Here is a 13,899-nt window from a genome sequence, read left to right as displayed (position 1 = left end):
AACGTGAAAAGAGTAGGATTGTTTACTGCCATCTTCTTTTTGGTAGTTGTGGCATTTTACATGGAACCTGTTTTCTTTCCACCTAAGACAGAAATCAAAAATGATCGAACTCAGCAAATAGAAGAAAATCAAATGACAACGTGGAAATATCAGGAGCTTCAAGCGACTGGTTTTTCCACGTACATAGACCAACCCGTTAGCAAGCTTGAAGCGGATTTTGGTAGTGCGTATGATCGATTAGCCAGTGGATTTGGATTTGAAATCAGATATTACCAAGATGCCGAAAAACAGCTTCTCTTAGAAGCAAATATTCAAGAGAACAAGGTGAAAGCCGTTAAGGTACTAAACAGTGCGAATGATCAGATTGCACCATTTTCTTTTGGCATGACGATGCAAGATTTAACAGCTTTTACAACGATTTATACGAATTTCACATTTGATTATCAAAAAGAAGAAATTGGAATCGAATTGATGGAAGAAGATATGAACTACCGTCCCTTGATTGCTTTTGATAACGATACTTTTGCAATTATGTTTTTTGATCAGACAACAAATGGTCTATTTGCAGTAACATATTTGGATAAAGAAAGCTTGCTGAAATTGCTTCCTTATCAAGTTTTTGGTGACAATCTGCCAACCTATCAACTAGATAAAGAAGCAGACTGGGATAAAATCAATCGGGTAAAAGAACAAAAAGGAACAGAACTACTTAATCAACTGAGAGAAAAAGATAGTTTACCTGCTTACCGACAGATGTTACTTTTTGAAGAAAAAACAAAACATGTTTTATCAAGCTTTTTGACTAAACCAGAAGATTACTTAACACCAGAACGAGTAGAAGAATGGCAAGCAGCAGTGACTTCTTCTAAAACAATGAAACGTTTCTCTCTGACTGGTGATGAGTTGACGGATATTCTTGAAAAAAATCAATTGAAGCAAACAACTGGCTTGTTTACGCACCCGATGATTGACCCAACCTTTTCTTTTTTACAGTGGTATAGTGATCCGTATACACACGAGCGTTTTATGAGTGAATCGGCTGATACATTAGCAATTGCCTTTTCAAAAGAAAATGTGTTAGTCTTATTGCAAGAAGAGCAGGAAGAAAGTAGTGATAGCAGTGATCATTAATGAAGAATTATTTTGCTTAGAAGATCAATGTCAACAAGTGGTTCAGCGTATTCGTGAAAGTGAAACATTTCGTGCATATCTGATAAGTAAAAGAGTCATGAATCACTCTGATGAAGTTGAAGAGCTAAAAAAAGATTTTTTAACGAAAAAAGCTAGCTTTGAGCAAATTGCCGATTATGGGAAGTATGCCCCTGATTTTCGAGAAAAACAACGTGCAGTCAGAGCTGCAAAAAGAAAACTAGACTTAACGGATGAAGTGTCAGAGTTTCGGGTAAATGAAACACAATTACAAGGAATTTTGGATGAGATAGGGCAACAACTTGCAAGCGGGATTTCCAGTGAAATCAAAATTAATGCAGGTAGTCCGTTTTTTGAAACAAGTAAACATGCTGGATGCGGAGGGAACTGTCATGCAAGTTGATAAAACTAACTTTGAAATAACGAAACGTCGTGGAATAATCGTTTGGGTATACAGCTTAAAACAATTAAAAAATCTAAAGAAATTTGGGTTACTCCACTATGTCTCAAGAAGAATGAAATATGTTGTTCTTTACTTAAATGAAGAGACATTTGAGCAAACACAAGAAAGAATCCAAAAGCTTCATTTCGTTCGGCGAGTAGAACCTTCTTATCGTCCTGACATTGAAATGAATTTTGCAGAAAAAATTGGTTCTAAAGATGCAATCAAAGATGATGGCTTTGAAATCGAAGAACTAAGCACAGAAATTCGTTTAGCTGAAAATATTTAAGTCATACTTTCGTAGATAAAAAAGAGTGAGGACTGTAAGTTACTAAGAAATTGTTTGGTGACTTGCAGTCCTTTTTTTGTCAGGTTTTGGTATACTAGTAAAAGCGAGAAACAAGGAGTGAGCATATGCGAGTTATTTCCGGAGAATACGGCGGACGCCGATTAAAAAGTTTGCCTGGTGCAAATACGAGACCAACAACTGATAAAGTCAAAGAATCGATTTTTAACATGATTGGCCCTTACTTTGACGGTGAGCGAGTATTAGATTTGTTTGCAGGTAGTGGTGGATTAGCAATTGAAGCTATTTCACGAGGCTGTTCACACGCTGTTTGTGTAGATAAAAATTATCAGGCTTTAAAAATCATCAAAGAAAATATTGCAATCACCAAAGAACCAGAAAAATTCACTACATTGAAATTAGATGCTGATCGTGCAATCGAACAATTAGCAAACCAAAAGGAGCAATTTGATTTTCTTTTTTTAGATCCCCCCTACGCAAAACAAAAAATCGTGGATCAAATTGAGAAAATGCTAGAACTTCGTTTGCTCAAACCAGATGCGATTATTGTGTGTGAAACAGATAAAACAGTTGAGCTTCCTGAAACGATTGAAAGTTTGACACAAATCAGACAGCAAAATTATGGGATTACTGCTGTAACTATTTATCGAAATGAGGCGAAAGCATGACACGTGCATTATTTCCTGGAAGTTTTGATCCTTTAACAATGGGGCATCTTGATACAATTGAACGAGGAGCAGAGTTATTTGATGAAGTCATCGTTGGCGTGTTCGTCAACACATCAAAGAAAAGTTTGTTTTCGGCAGAAGAACGAGTGGTGCTGATTACGAAAGCTGTTGCACATTTACCAAATGTTCGCGTGATTCACCAAGAGCATCAGCTAACTGTAGAAACAGCAAAAGAATTAGGTGTTAAAGCGTTGATTCGTGGGATTAGAAATGTGAAAGATTTTGAGTATGAACGAGGTATTGCTCAAATGAATCACCACTTAAATAGTGAATTAGAAACAGTTTTTCTTTTAGCAAAACCTGAGTACAGCCATATTAGTTCAAGTTTGTTAAAAGAAGTACTCTATTTTAATGGTGACGTAAGTATTTATTTACCACCAGTAATCAATGAAGCTTTAGCTAGAAAGCAGGATCAAAATGAAGCTTAAACCATGGATCAAAAGTGTTATTATCGTACTGATTGGGCTAGCGGTGGCAGCCTTTGTAATTGTTCCACTGCCATTTTATATTGAGGCACCAGGGGCAACAATCAATTTAAAAGAACTGATTACTGTTGATGGAAAAGCAGATGAGTCATCAGGTTCGTTTTCTTTGACCTCTGTAGGTATTCGTCAAGCAACAGGTTTATTAGCAGTTAAAGCAAAGTTCACCGATTTTGAAGATATTATTAGTAAAGAAGAATTGACAGGTGGAGCAACGAGTGAAGAATATAATCAGATGCAAAAGTATTATATGGAGTCTTCACAAAATGCGGCTATCGAACAAGCGCTTAAATTAGCAAACCAATCGTACACAATGAAGTTCGAAGGCGTGTATGTGATGAGTGTTGAAAAAAATTCAAATTTTTATGGCAAACTGGCTGTGGGAGATACCGTAACAAAAGTCGATGGCAAAACATTTAAGAGTTCTGAAGAATTTATGAAGTACATCAAAAGCCAAGAAGTTGGGCAAAGTGTAACAGTGACATTCTTACATGCTGGAGAAGAAAAAGAAGCGACTGGCGACTTAATTAAGTTATCTACAGATAAAAAGCCAGGAATTGGGATTACTTTGACAGATCATACAGAGATTTCATCTGATACAAACGTAAAAATTAATGCTGGTTCCATTGGTGGTCCTTCAGCAGGATTAATGTTTACCTTAGAAATTTACGATCAAGTAACAGGAAGTAATCTTCGACAAGGAAAAGCGATTGCTGGAACGGGTACGATTAACAGTTCGGGAGAAGTTGGTCGAATTGGCGGAATCGATAAAAAGGTTGCAAGTGCAAATCAAGCAGGTATGGATATTTTCTTTGCACCAGATGATACGCTAGATCCTGCAATTAAGAAAAAATACCCAGAACTAAAATCAAATTACGAAGAAGCAAAAGCTGCTGCCGAAAAACTGGACAGTAAAATGAAAATCGTTCCGGTTAAAACGGTACAAGATGCGTTAAATTATCTAAAAAAGATGAGCTGATTTAAACACTAGACGAAAAGTTCGGACAACTTGTTCCGGATTTTTCGTTTATTTTTTTGAAAAACAAATGCATTAAGAGCGATGAGATTGTCAAAAAATTGCGAAATAAAAAAATAAAATCTCATTTCGACGTAACTAATTGTGAATGGGGAAGTACCAAATAACAAAATGGGAACAAAAAAAGTGGAGAGGAGCGATTTCCAAATGTTGGCAAAAGTAGTTGCATCGTTGAAAGCACAATTAGCCCAGATCTATCATAAATTTGTCGAATCCCCTAAACTTGTGGTCAGTCTTTTTTTAGGATTAATATTACTTTGTCTGGGTGGAGGGATCTATTTTTTTCAAATAAATACAATGAAAAAACTTCCAGCGACAACGATAGACCAAACAATTTTAACGACTGAGACGACAGCCAAAGAGCAGAGGAGTAGCGCAGTCGAAGAAATATATGTGGATATCAAAGGAAGTGTTAAGTATCCTGGTGTTTATTCTGTGACGCAAAGCCAACGTATAAAAGATTTGCTAACTAAAGCTGGTGGATTGACCGAAGACGCAGATGCGAGTCAACTTAATTTTGCTGCGAAGCTGGTTGACCAACAATTGATTTATGTTCCGAAAATCGGAGAGATTCGTTCACATCCGCCACAGAGCCAAACACCACCAGCCACAGAGTCAAAAATCAATATCAATACGGCAGATATTTCGGAATTGCAAGAATTATCAGGGATTGGGGCAAAGAAAGCGCAAGACATTATCAACTATCGTGAAGAGAATGGGCACTTTAAATCAGTAGAAGAACTACAGGAAATATCGGGAATTGGGGAAAAGACGGTTGAAAAACTAAAAAACTTAGTTACAATAACAATAGACTAACTCACAGAGGTGAAGAAAATGAGCAATGATCGAATTCCTTGGGACCAGTATTTTATGGCCCAATCTGTATTATTATCTTTACGTAGTACGTGTACACGATTAGAAGTCGGAGCGACTTTGGTTAGAGAAAAACGCATCATTGCTGGTGGATACAATGGCGCTGTAAGTGGCGATGTTCACTGCATTGATGAAGGATGTTACATTGTCGACGGTCATTGTCTGCGAACAATTCATGCGGAGATGAACGCTTTACTTCAATGTGCAAAGCTAGGAATCCCCACAGAAGGTTCAGAGATTTATGTGACCCATTTCCCATGTTTGGCTTGTACGAAAGCATTATTACAAGCTGGTATTACTAAAATCAATTATCTACATGATTATCGAAATGATGCTTATGCACTTTCGTTGATTGATCAAATGGGTGCATCAATCCATCAAGTATCACTAGATTCAGCCTACTTCTCTAAACTACAAAGAGAGCTATCTGGTGAACACGTTTAGTTTAAAACTTTGTCTTGTCCAAAATCGCTTGATTTTTCCTGCGTTGATTTCTGGCTTGATTAGTTTAAGTTATTATACAGAAAGCTGGCAATATCGTTTGATTTTTGCCAGCCTTTTTTTCTGGATTTGTTTAAAAGAAGATCGTTCGATTTTGTTTTTAAGCTTAGTTGGTGGCGCTCTGGTATTTTCCTCTTGTTTATTTTCAGAAAAACCAGCGATTCAACCAAAGGTGTCAACTTCCAGCAGCTTCATGATTAACACTGATACAATGCGTGAATCAGGTGATTTTATTACATTGATTGGAACACTGATAGATGAAAAACAGCAAAAAATTCAGTTGAGTTATCGAGTCCAGTCTGAAGAGGAACTGATTCAAATTAAAAATCTTCGAGGAACAGCTTTTATTTTATGGGCAAGCGGTGAGTTCGAAGAGCCTGAACGAGCGCGAAATCCTTATAATTTTGACCAAACCGCCTATTTTAAGAGCCAACGAATAATGGGGAAATTTACAATTCAAAAAGTAAAAAAAATTCAAGAGCATCATACTTGGCGTAATTTTTTACAACGAAAAAGAGCTGCTGGAATCATGCACGTCAAAAAACATTTACCAGATAAAGTAGGGGTGTATGTCAACGCTTTACTATTTGGTTACAAAGATGCGACTTTCACTGACTCCCAAGAAGTGTACCAAGATACGGGCTTGCTTCATTTATTCAGTTTGTCGGGACTACATATCCAGGTCTACTTAGGTTGGATCTATTATGTTTTTAGACGACTGGGAGGGACAGTGCAAGAAAATACTGGTTTCTTGCTGATTATCACACTATGTTATGTTGTACTATCCGGGGGATCTGTGTCTATTTTACGTGCGAGCTTCTTGTTTTTACTTCGTCTAGTAGGGAAGTGTTTTAAGTTACGATTGTCTGCAATGGATCGTTTCGCAGTTGTTATGTGGCTATTGTTGTTGCTGGAACCTTTGACACTTTATCAAACTGGAGGTCAATTAAGTCTTTGGTTTAGTTTTTTGTTTATTATTTTGCCGTTATCTGAAAGAAGGCAAGGCATATTTCAATATTTTATGAAGTTGGCTATCTTTAGCATAGTCATGATGCCATTAATCATTTGGCATTTTTTTCAATGGCCAATTTTTGGGATGTTCTTGACACTACTCTTTTTACCGTTATTTGAATACTTATTGTTGCCGCTTGTAGTTAGTATTTTCTTTTTACATAATTATCTACCAAGTAGTCTTTTATTTGCTTTAAATGAAGGATTAGGTTATTTGGAGCAATTGACGAAGCAACTGACATTTGGCAATTTGATCGTTGGGCGCCCAGATAGTTTACTCTTTTTGTTAACTATGGTATATCTGTTATCTCTTCACACTATTTCTTTTCGAAAAAATGATTTGTTTAAACGGATGATCCTTTCTTTTTTTGTTCCGTTCATTTTGTGTCATGGAACAAAGTTTGATTTGACAACCTCAGTGACTTTTATTGATGTTGGCCAAGGAGATAGCATTCTTTTAAAGGCACCTAATGGACGAGAAAACGTTTTGATCGATACAGGTGGTAAGTTATCCTTTAATAAAGAAAAGTGGCGAGAACGTCCGAAACGAGCATACTCTGATTATAATCTCGTTCCGTTTTTAAAAGGACAAGGAATCAGAACAATTCATCGATTGATTTTGACCCATGATGATACAGATCATGTAGGTGAACTTGCTAATTTAGCAAAACATTTTACCATTGAAACTATTTTTATCGGTAAAGGGTCTGGGAAAACGAAAGAGGTCAAGAACCAGCTGAATCAACTAAAGAAACAAGGGACAATTGTTCAAGAAATAGGTGCGGGGCAAGAAATCACTGGTTATTTTGGACTGCGCGTATTGGCACCTTTGAGTCAAGGAAAGGGGGAAAATGAGGACTCTGTTGTTCTTTTAGCAGAAGTCAACCAACGAAAATTTTTATTTTTGGGAGATTTAGACCAAACAACAGAGGAAAAAATAGCAAAGCGATACCCTCTGCTAAGAGCGGATATTGTCAAGCTAGGACACCATGGAAGCAAAAGTTCAACCAGCCCTTTATTGATGACACAACTTCAAGCAAAATTAGCAATTATTTCCTGTGGAGCAAATAATTTATATGGTCACCCACATCAAGAAGTGTTAACTAGTTTAACGAAACAACACATTGCCTACCGTAGAACAGATAAGGAAGGAATGATTCGTTTTCTTTGGAAACCATTTGATGTAGCAGAGGAAATTCAAACGATGGAAGGCTGGTAATTCAATTCTTGAAATGGTAGGATAAGTTTTGAAAGTGGTGAATAATTTGAGCGTGCAAGCAGACTTACAAAAAATTCGCAAAGAAAAATTACAACCTTGTTACTTAGTTTTAGGAACTGAAAAATTTTTACAAGATCAAGTGCGAGAAGAAATTTTGAAAAAAATACAAGTTGATAGTAAAGATGACTTAAACTTTTTGAGTTTTGATATGGAAAATGCTAGTTTGGACGAAGTAGTCGCAGAGGCGGAAACTCTTCCATTTTTTGGAGAGCAACGATTAGTATTCGTAGAAAATCCTTATTTTTTAACTGGTGAGAAAGTTAATAATGGGATTGAGCAAAATACCGATTTATTAGTCGATTATTTAAAAGCACCATTAGAGTCCACCGTGTTGGTTTTCTTTGCACCGTATGAGAAGCTAGATGAACGAAAAAAAGTAACAAAGCAGTTAAAAAAGACAGCAATCACAATTGATGTTAAGCAACTAAATGAAAAAGAAGTCCGTCAATATTTGATGAACACGCTAAATAACTCAGAAATTGAGATGGATCGTTACGCAATCGATTTATTTTTACGATTAACGGATCTAGATTTATCAAAATTGATGCGAGAACTGCAAAAATTAATGCTTTTTGCACAAGACCAAAAGAAAATCACGACCAAAGAAGTGGAACAGCTTGTGCCTAAAACGCTGGAGCATAATCTTTTCGATATGACACAATATGTGTTAACTGGGAATACAGAACAGGCATTGCGACTATATGAAGATTTAGTCTTGCAAGGAGAAGAAACAATCAAAATCAATGCCATTTTATTGGCACAATTGCGCTTATTACTACAAACAAAATTTTTAATTAAAATTGGCTACCAGCAAGCAAATATTGCAGAAACATTAAAGGTCCATCCTTATCGGGTCAAGTTAGCGATGCAAGAAGTTCGTCGTTTTGACGAAGGATTATTGATACGACTATTTGATCGATTGGTGGAGTTGGATTACCAAATCAAAACAGGGCAAATTGATAAAGAATTAAGTTTCCAACTATTTGTTTTGCAAGCTGGACAATTAGTTAGGAAGTAGACAAAAACATAACTGAACATAGAATTCGTGACATAGGATTCGAGAAAAAAAGTGTATGAAACAATACGTAGTCATTTTTGTTTGGCGCGCTGATTTTGCTTAAATTTATAGATGTGTGTTTAATAAGTCAAAGAAAACAATCAAACAGGGGGTTAGGACAAAACATATTGGTTTTGTCCTAACCCCCTGTTTGATAATCAGCAAATAAAAAAATCGGCATCAGCCGATTCTTTTATTATTTAGCAATTTTTTTGCTTAAACGAGATTTGTCGCGGTTAGCTTTGTTTTTGTGGATTAGACCTTTTGACTCAGCCATGTCGATTGCTTTAACAGCTTCTTTATATAACGCATCTACGTTTTCAGCACCTGAAGCAACAGCGTCTTCAAATTTCTTGACAGCAGTACGCATAGCGCTTGTTTGAGATGAATTCTTTACATTAGCGTTTTCGCTTGTACGAACGCGTTTAATTGCAGATTCAATGTTTGGCATTAGTTTCACCTCCGATAATTTAAGTTCTTACGCGAGTTACCGCATAATTCAACATTCATTATTATACCTAAAGGAAGCTAGCTTTGCAATATGAACATGACAAGTTTTTTTCCTTAACAGTAAAAGAACGCAATTTTTTGGTTGTTTATCAATAAATGAATAAAATAAAGCACCTGACAGTGAGCTAGGGAAGTAGGCAACAAAAAAACGCTATTGTGGGAGACAATAGCGTTAACCAAACTAGATTAGATCTATAGTTTAAAACAAAATTTGAATGGGAATGTTTGGTACATGGATATTATATAACAAGTGCTACCGTTTGCAAAGTATTTTTTGAAAAGGGATTACATTCTTGATTTAATAAATGTTTATGATCGGAATCATTAGTTATTTTATAACTTTGAAAATATCATGAAAACAGTTACTCAGGCGTGCCGACGATTTTGATATATTCATCAATATTTTTGATGATCATCTTTTTGATAACTAATTGATTTCTACGGTTCCATTTTCCTGAAACTTCTAGGACATACTTGTTCAATGGTAAGCGTAAAATATATTTAGCTAAATAACGATCTTTTAACAAGCCGTTAATTACGCGATCTTCAAGCTGAAGATTGATGCCAGTTAGCATCATAGGTTGTTCTTGTAGTACATAAGTATCTATTAAAAGACCTTCAAAGGTTTCCATGAGCGTCTTCCTTTCTATTAATTGTAACAATCTGACATCATTTTCTGATGTTCTTAACATTTAGTATAGCAAAAAAAGTGCATTTGAGCCAAAAAAGAAAAGAGTTGTCACCAGAAGTCTTTCGGCTAGGCAGCAACTCTTAAACGAACAAAAGATTGAGAAAAATCAATCGTTGTGATTTAAAATTTAAATTGGAAAACATTTTGGATCAAGTCAGGAAAGAGAACATATGCTAAGCCTAAAATCAATAGAATAGCCAAGACAAACCAGCCAATAGTACCAAAGAAATATTTTATTTTTTCTAACATTGCATTCACCTCCCTATCAGTATACCATGGATTTTGCATAATCATTTATTAAGAAACAGCAAAATATCAATGTTCTTGTTGAAAACTAAGGTGCATTACACGAAAATATTCGTTACAATATGAGAGAAAAGGAGTGGTTTGATGTTTATTTGGTTTGTTCGTTTGTTGACAGCCGCTGTCATGGTTGTCACATTCATCCCAGATACTCCATTAGTTTTTTTACCAGTTAACACGTTTCTTGCGTATCTTCCTATAGAATTATCCTACCAGATTTTGCGAAATAAGACCAAAAAGAGTAGTTATGTATTGTTACCAATCTGGTTACTCTTTTTTCCTAATATCCCTTACTTATTAACTGACTTTGTTCACGTAAAGAGACTGCACATTTATGCGCCAGCCGAGTTAGCTGGGATACCAGATGTTAGACACTGGACGCTGTTCGTGATTTTAGCGTTATTGGTTTTTACGTATGTTTTATTAGGATTTACTTTAGCTGAAAAAATCATTGAAACGTTCCCGCTATTTGGGCAAACGAGAGCATTGAAAAATTGTTCATTGATGATTTTTTCATTTTTATCTTCGCTTGGAGTGTATGTAGGAAGATTTCCACCGAGGATTCATTCAATTTATTTGTTCAAAGAACCTTTGAGGGTCATTCAAATTGTCTTTTTTGAATGGAGTTTTGAAAAATTATTGATTATTTTGTTATTTACTGTTTTTCATCTTTGGTTATTTTTTATGTTTTGGCTTATAAAAAAATTTGTCATGGAAGCAGAAGGTGTCAAATAAATAGAAAAAAAGCTTATCTTAGTGTGACTCAATCGTCGAAATTACGACTTGTTTTGGGCACACCAAAGATAAGCTTTTTTATTTTCCGATTGAAATGAGTTGTAAGATACAATAGGCGATGCCAGATGCAATAACAGGCCCAGCAGCAATTCCTTTTAGGAAAACAACTCCAAGAATTGTTCCAAAAACTAAAGCTACAGTAATCTGAGGATCAGAAGCAATCAGACCAACTCCCTTTGAAGAAAGGACCGCAACCAAACCACCACAAAAAATAGCAACCCAGCCCATTGGTGATTTAAAAGCTTCTAACAAGTCTTTTAAACCAATTTCGCCCGTAGCGATCGGAATCAAAATTGTTGCAGTAATGATGGTAACTCCGATATTGATCCCTTTTCCTTGAAGCCAAGGATAGATATTTTTTGAAAGGGGAATCAATTTAAGTAAGAGTACAAAACCTGTCGCAATCAGTAAGCTTTGGTTTTTTGCAATAAATGCAATCAATAAAATAAGACCAAGAAATAACCAGCTTTCCATTAAGAGACCTCCTTTATTTAGAAGTTAATCATACCATTTCAATTATCCAAACAAAAGTGGAGATGTGGTGAAGCAATGAGAGAATAGAAAAAAGTTCGTGGATTGAAACACAAAAAGGCTGTGAGGCTCGTTCGTGCTTTAAATAATCAGAAAAAAAATTATTTCTTAAAGGCAAACAGGGGTTCACAACCTTTTTAATTTTAATGTGTAATTGCCGCTTGGTACAATGGACAAGGTGTGCATCGTTTAGAATCATCGTCTTTCAAAGGCGCTAGTGGTTGTAACATTCGTAGTCCGTTGAGAATCACTAAAATAGTACTGCCTTCATGACCAATCACACCAAAAGGTAAATTTAAAAATTGAAGGAAGTTTGAAAGAATCAATAAAACAATTACACCAACAGAAAAGACGATGTTTTGCTTAATGATTCGTTTTAATTTCAAGGAGAGACGATGACTGTATACTAATTTGTCTAAGTCACTATTCATTAAAACGAGGTCGGCAACGTCAATCGCAATATCAGTTCCTTTTCCCATAGCAATACCAAGGGTCGCGGTAGCTAAAGCTGGTGCATCATTCACGCCATCACCAACCATTGCATTTGTCTGATACTTTATTTGTTCTTGTTTGATGAGCGCTGTTTTTTCTTCAGGCGTACACCCAGCATGAAAAGCGGAAAGACCTACTTGGGTAGCAATTGCTTTGGCAGTCCCAAGGTTATCGCCAGTAATCATACTGGTATGAATAGCAGATTCGTTGAAATAATGAATAGCAGCTGCCGCATTTGTTTTGGGAACGTCTAACAGACCAAGAATCGCTAATAGTTCATTCTCTTTTGAAAAGAAAATAACAGTTTTGCCTTGCTTTTCTAGTTCTTCAACAAGACTCGCCAATTTTTCATCTTTTTTAATCTCAGCTAGTGAATAAGCATGCTTTCCGACATGCCACTGACTTCCTTGATAGTTGGTGGTAAGGCCAAAACCAGTGATTTCTTCAACAGTCAATTGTTGAAATTCTTTAGTTGATTGACTTCCAAAATGAGTTGTAATTGCTTCAGCCAAGGGGTGTGTTGTTTGGCTTTCCATAGCAACTAAAACGTTTTTGCTGACTGGATCATCTGTTAAAAAGAAAGAATCCGTTACAATTGGTTTTCCACGAGTCAGTGTTCCAGTTTTGTCAAAAGCAACTGCCTTTAATTCAGCCAACTGTTCTAAGTGAATCCCACCTTTGATTAAAATCCCGTTTTTAGCAGCGTTTGATAACGCAGCTAAGGTTGCGGGTGTTGCAGAGGCGACGAGGGCACAAGGTGAAGCGACAACAAGTAAGACCATTCCTCGGTAAAAACTTTCTTCCCATGTCCATCCAGCCAAAAAGGGAGGGAGAAGAATCATCAGCGGAACGCTAAGCAGTACGAGTTTGACATAAGTGTTTTCGATTCGTTCGATGAAGGAAGCTGTTTTTGTTGGCGTATTTTGAGCTTCCTCAACAAGTTGGATAATTTTAGCAAAAACTGTATCCGAACTAAGTTTCGTCACGGTCATCGTAAAGGGGTTTCCTTGATTCAACGTTCCTGCGAAAACTGGATCTTGCTGTTGTTTTTCCACTGGTACGGATTCACCGCTGATTGCTGCTTCATCAATTGTTGCTACTGGGCTCGTTAATTGACCATCGATTGGAATTGCTGCACCTTTAGGAACAAAGACTTTATCGTTGATTGTTAACTCAGTTACATCGACTTCCTTTGTTTCGCCACTCTCAAAAAGTTTTAAGGCACGTTGTGGTTGCAAATTCATCAAAGCGGTAATTTCTTTTTGACTTTTATTTGTCGTATATTCTTCTAACGCGCCACTTAAACAAAAAATAAATGTCAGCATGGCACCTTCAAAATAATTTCCAATCAAACACGCACCAATAGCGGCGAGAGCCATGAGCAAATCGACATTTAATGTATGGTCGAAAAATAATTCAGTCAAACCTTCCTTTGTCTGCTTAAAGCCACCAATTCCAATTGCCAAGAGATACAAGAACGGTGCAAAGGGGAGGGCAAGTTTAGTAAAGATGAAGCCTAAACTCATGAATACAAAACAAAAAATCGTAGAAATAAATGCTTTTCTTTTAAAAAGTTCCATTGGGCATTCCTCCTTCTCAAAATTACTATAGCATAGTCAAAATCTAATTGATAATAAAATGTGCTAATTGAGAACGATAATGGTTATCAGTTGTATTTGCAGATTCTATCTATTATTCAAATAATAATTATT

16 protein-coding genes are annotated in these 13,899 nt (G+C 36.2%); 11 read left to right on the top strand and 5 right to left on the bottom strand.

Annotated elements, in window-relative coordinates; translation table 11 throughout:
• Positions 1-3: 3 nt before the first annotated feature.
• From IGJ66_RS07610 to holA, 10 genes are all read left to right on the top strand, one after another.
• Positions 4-1,131, top strand: coding sequence for a CAP-associated domain-containing protein (locus IGJ66_RS07610; protein ID WP_430616455.1), 1,128 nt, complete (start codon positions 4-6; stop codon positions 1,129-1,131).
• Positions 1,121-1,552 carry a YlbF family regulator gene (locus tag IGJ66_RS07605; RefSeq protein ID WP_067481350.1) on the top strand — a complete coding sequence of 144 codons (432 nt, stop codon included), beginning with the start codon at positions 1,121-1,123 and terminating at the stop codon, positions 1,550-1,552. The genes IGJ66_RS07610 and IGJ66_RS07605 overlap by 11 nt, the downstream gene beginning before the upstream one ends.
• The gene (locus tag IGJ66_RS07600) at positions 1,542-1,880 is read left to right on the top strand and encodes a YlbG family protein (RefSeq protein WP_067481272.1); all 339 of its coding nucleotides are present in this window, start codon (positions 1,542-1,544) and stop codon (positions 1,878-1,880) included. Before IGJ66_RS07605 ends, IGJ66_RS07600 begins: the two co-directional genes overlap by 11 nt.
• 125 nt (positions 1,881-2,005) lie before the next feature.
• Positions 2,006-2,566 carry a 16S rRNA (guanine(966)-N(2))-methyltransferase RsmD gene (rsmD, locus tag IGJ66_RS07595; protein ID WP_067481274.1) on the top strand — a complete coding sequence of 187 codons (561 nt, stop codon included), beginning with the start codon at positions 2,006-2,008 and terminating at the stop codon, positions 2,564-2,566.
• Positions 2,563-3,054 carry a pantetheine-phosphate adenylyltransferase gene (coaD, locus tag IGJ66_RS07590; RefSeq protein WP_067481276.1) on the top strand — a complete coding sequence of 164 codons (492 nt, stop codon included), beginning with the start codon at positions 2,563-2,565 and terminating at the stop codon, positions 3,052-3,054. The genes rsmD and coaD overlap by 4 nt, the downstream gene beginning before the upstream one ends.
• Positions 3,044-4,087 carry a SepM family pheromone-processing serine protease gene (locus tag IGJ66_RS07585; protein WP_284590426.1) on the top strand — a complete coding sequence of 348 codons (1,044 nt, stop codon included), beginning with the start codon at positions 3,044-3,046 and terminating at the stop codon, positions 4,085-4,087. Before coaD ends, IGJ66_RS07585 begins: the two co-directional genes overlap by 11 nt.
• Positions 4,088-4,291: 204 nt before the next feature.
• Positions 4,292-4,960, top strand: coding sequence for a helix-hairpin-helix domain-containing protein (locus IGJ66_RS07580; RefSeq protein WP_430616454.1), 669 nt, complete (start codon positions 4,292-4,294; stop codon positions 4,958-4,960).
• Between the two features lie 18 nt (positions 4,961-4,978).
• On the top strand, positions 4,979-5,461 hold the full coding sequence (locus IGJ66_RS07575) for a ComE operon protein 2 (RefSeq protein ID WP_067481282.1): 483 nt from the start codon (positions 4,979-4,981) through the stop codon (positions 5,459-5,461).
• Entirely contained in the window at positions 5,448-7,748 is a 2,301-nt protein-coding gene (locus IGJ66_RS07570; protein WP_430616453.1) for a DNA internalization-related competence protein ComEC/Rec2, read from the top strand. The genes IGJ66_RS07575 and IGJ66_RS07570 overlap by 14 nt, the downstream gene beginning before the upstream one ends.
• A gap of 34 nt (positions 7,749-7,782) precedes the next feature.
• On the top strand, positions 7,783-8,826 hold the full coding sequence (gene holA / locus IGJ66_RS07565) for a DNA polymerase III subunit delta (protein WP_067481287.1): 1,044 nt from the start codon (positions 7,783-7,785) through the stop codon (positions 8,824-8,826).
• A gap of 235 nt (positions 8,827-9,061) precedes the next feature.
• Here the strand turns inward: holA and rpsT are convergent, their stop codons facing one another.
• The 3 genes from rpsT to IGJ66_RS07550 form a co-directional block, all read right to left on the bottom strand.
• On the bottom strand, positions 9,062-9,316 hold the full coding sequence (gene rpsT, locus IGJ66_RS07560) for a 30S ribosomal protein S20 (protein ID WP_067481289.1): 255 nt from the start codon (positions 9,314-9,316) through the stop codon (positions 9,062-9,064).
• Positions 9,317-9,737: 421 nt separating this feature from the next.
• Positions 9,738-10,007, bottom strand: a complete 270-nt coding sequence (locus tag IGJ66_RS07555) for a hypothetical protein (protein WP_067481291.1) — start codon at positions 10,005-10,007, stop codon at positions 9,738-9,740.
• A 179-nt stretch (positions 10,008-10,186) separates the two neighbouring features.
• Positions 10,187-10,315: a hypothetical protein gene (locus tag IGJ66_RS07550; RefSeq protein ID WP_256869128.1), complete on the bottom strand. Its 129-nt coding sequence runs from the start codon at positions 10,313-10,315 to the stop codon at positions 10,187-10,189.
• A 141-nt stretch (positions 10,316-10,456) separates the two neighbouring features.
• On the opposite strand from IGJ66_RS07550, the gene IGJ66_RS07545 reads away from it, so the two are divergent.
• Positions 10,457-11,104 carry a DUF1361 domain-containing protein gene (locus IGJ66_RS07545; RefSeq protein WP_430616452.1) on the top strand — a complete coding sequence of 216 codons (648 nt, stop codon included), beginning with the start codon at positions 10,457-10,459 and terminating at the stop codon, positions 11,102-11,104.
• A 78-nt stretch (positions 11,105-11,182) separates the two neighbouring features.
• On the opposite strand, the gene IGJ66_RS07540 is transcribed toward IGJ66_RS07545, so the two are convergent.
• Both IGJ66_RS07540 and IGJ66_RS07535 read right to left on the bottom strand, forming a co-directional pair.
• Positions 11,183-11,638 carry a DUF441 domain-containing protein gene (locus IGJ66_RS07540; protein WP_067481293.1) on the bottom strand — a complete coding sequence of 152 codons (456 nt, stop codon included), beginning with the start codon at positions 11,636-11,638 and terminating at the stop codon, positions 11,183-11,185.
• A gap of 200 nt (positions 11,639-11,838) precedes the next feature.
• Entirely contained in the window at positions 11,839-13,767 is a 1,929-nt protein-coding gene (locus tag IGJ66_RS07535) for a heavy metal translocating P-type ATPase (RefSeq protein ID WP_430616451.1), read from the bottom strand.
• Positions 13,768-13,899: the final 132 nt, after the last annotated feature.

This window comes from Enterococcus sp. DIV0176, from assembly GCF_050528535.1.
In the GTDB taxonomy this organism is placed as follows: domain Bacteria; phylum Bacillota; class Bacilli; order Lactobacillales; family Enterococcaceae; genus Enterococcus_B; species Enterococcus_B thailandicus.
The sequence above is the reverse complement of the archived record's forward strand: the minus strand, read 5'-3'. Positions and strand labels throughout refer to the sequence as shown.